The organism is Kordiimonas gwangyangensis DSM 19435 = JCM 12864 (genome assembly GCF_000375545.1).
GTDB classification, from domain to species: domain Bacteria; phylum Pseudomonadota; class Alphaproteobacteria; order Sphingomonadales; family Kordiimonadaceae; genus Kordiimonas; species Kordiimonas gwangyangensis.
In genome coordinates this window covers 2,501-5,207 of sequence record NZ_AQXF01000012.1, presented here as the reverse complement: position 1 = coordinate 5,207, position 2,707 = coordinate 2,501, and the positions used below count along the sequence as shown (strand labels likewise).

The 2,707-nt window shown below is 52.8% G+C and carries 2 rRNA genes (1 of these 2 only partly in view); both read right to left on the bottom strand.

Going from position 1 to position 2,707, the window contains the following annotated elements:
• Positions 1-203 precede the first annotated feature (203 nt).
• Positions 204-318: ribosomal RNA gene (rrf, locus tag B150_RS0118935) — 5S ribosomal RNA — on the bottom strand.
• Between the two features lie 77 nt (positions 319-395).
• Positions 396-2,707: ribosomal RNA gene (locus B150_RS0118930) — 23S ribosomal RNA — on the bottom strand; it runs 432 nt beyond the window's last position.

The following is a 2,707-nucleotide window of genomic DNA, read 5'->3' as shown; positions in this document are numbered from 1 at the left end:
ACCTTCAGGTTATGAGCCTGACGAGCTACCGGGCTGCTCCATCCCGCGTCAAATTTTTGTTGGTTCCCGGTATGGCGAAGCCATCCCATGGAACTCGCTCAGGGCTGCCTGACGAGCAGGAACTGAGCATTTTCTTTAATTAAAAAACCGGCCTTTGGCCGGTTTTAAGTGTTTGAGAGTGAAGATGTTTTACTCTTTTGTAGATCTGGCGGCGACCTACTCTTCCGCGCCTTAAGACGAAGTACCATCGGCACAAAGGCTTTTCACTTCCGGGTTCGAGATGGGACCGGGTGGGACAACCTTGTTATAACCACCAGATCAACAAAAGAGTAACTTGCGTGTTTTACATGCTGCTAAAGATCCCACAGAAGAGATTTGATCTCTGTCTATGGAGGGCTCTCAAGCCTATCGAGCAATTAGTATCAGTTAGCTTCACACATTACTGCGCTTCCACACCTGACCTATCAACGTGGTGGTCTTCCACGGCTCTCAGAGAGACCTAATCTTGAGGGGGGCTTCCCGCTTAGATGCTTTCAGCGGTTATCCCGTCCGGACATAGCTACCCTGCAATGCGGCTGGCGCCACAACAGGTCCACCAGAGGTCCGTCCACCCCGGTCCTCTCGTACTAGGGGCAGCTCCTCTCAAGTCTCTTGCGCCCACGGCAGATAGGGACCGAACTGTCTCACGACGTTCTAAACCCAGCTCACGTACCTCTTTAAATGGCGAACAGCCATACCCTTGGGACCTGCTCCAGCCCCAGGATGAGATGAGCCGACATCGAGGTGCCAAACACTGCCGTCGATATGAGCTCTTGGGCAGTATCAGCCTGTTATCCCCGGCGTACCTTTTATCCGTTGAGCGATGGCCCTTCCACACAGAACCACCGGATCACTATGACCGACTTTCGTCTCTGTTCGACTTGTCAGTCTCACAGTCAGGCAGGCTTATGCCATTGCACTCAACGATCGATTTCCAACCGACCTGAGCCTACCATCGCGCGCCTCCGTTACCATTTGGGAGGCGACCGCCCCAGTCAAACTACCCGCCACAGAGGGTCCCAGTCCCGGGTTCACGGGACGTGGTTAGATATCAGGAACAACAAGGGTGGTATTTCAAGGGTGGCTCCACCAGGACTGGCGTCCCGGCTTCAAAGCCTCCCACCTATGCTACACATGTTATCCCTAATACCACTCTGAAGCTGTAGTAAAGGTGCACGGGGTCTTTCCGTCTGACCGCGGGTACTCCGCATCTTCACGGAGAATTCAATTTCGCTGAGTCTATGCTGGAGACAGTGGGGAAGTCGTTACGCCATTCGTGCAGGTCGGAACTTACCCGACAAGGAATTTCGCTACCTTAGGACCGTTATAGTTACGGCCGCCGTTTACCGGGGCTTCAATTCGGTGCTTGCACACCTCCTCTTAACCTTCCGGCACCGGGCAGGCGTCAGACCCTATACGTCGCCTTACGGCTTCGCAGAGCCCTGTGTTTTTAGTAAACAGTCGCCACCCCCTCTTTTGTGCCCCCACCAAAGAGTTGCCTCGATGGTGGGCCTCCTTCTCCCGAAGTTACGGAGGCAATTTGCCGAGTTCCTTCAGCATAGTTCTCTCAAGCGCCTTGGTATACTCTACCAACCCACCTGTGTCGGTTTAGGGTACGGTCTATATGATGAGGCTATTTCCTGGAACACCTTTACAGCCCCTCCAATCCAATAAGGAAGAACTATGACCAGTATTCGTCACATCTCATCAGGTACAGGAATATTAACCTGTTTCCCATCGACTACGCCTTTCGGCCTCGCCTTAGGGGCCGACTCACCCTGCGCGGATTAGCCTTGCGCAGGAACCCTTGGGTTTTCGGCGAGAGTGTCTCTCACACTCTTTATCGCTACTCATGTCAGCATTCTCACTTCCGATACCTCCAGCATGGCTCGCGCCACACCTTCAACGGCTTACGGAACGCTCCGCTACCACGTGCACAAAGTGCACATCCACAGCTTCGGTACATGTCTTTAGCCCCGGTACATCTTCGCCGCAAGACAGCTTAATTAGACCAGTGAGCTGTTACGCTTTCTTTAAATGATGGCTGCTTCTAAGCCAACATCCTGGTTGTTATGGCCGTCTCACATGCTTTCCCACTTAGACATGATTTAGGGACCTTAGCTGGTGGTCAGGGCTGTTTCCCTCTCGACTATGGACCTTAGCACCCACAGTCTGTCTCCCAGGCTCTACTCTACGGTATTCGGAGTTTGGTTAGAATTGGTAAGGCTCGCGCCCCCCGCATCCATCCAGTGCTCTACCCCCGTAGGTAATACCTGAGGCACTACCTAAATAGTTTTCGCGGAGAACCAGCTATCTCCCGGCTTGATTGGCCTTTCACCCCTAATCACAAGTCATCCCCGTCTTTTTCAACAGACGTGGGTTCGGTCCTCCAGTGCGTGTTACCGCACCTTCAACCTGCTCATAACTAGATCGCCGGGTTTCGGGTCTAATCCATTTAACTCAGTCGCCCTGTTCAGACTCGCTTTCGCTACGCTTACACCTATCGGCTTAGGCTTGCTAAATAGACTAACTCACTGACCCATTATACAAAAGGTACGCCGTCACCTCATAAAGAGGCTCCGACTGCTTGTAGGCATTCGGTTTCAGGTTCTCTTTCACTCCCCTCATCGGGGTGCTTTTCACCTTTCCCTCACGGTACTGGTTCACT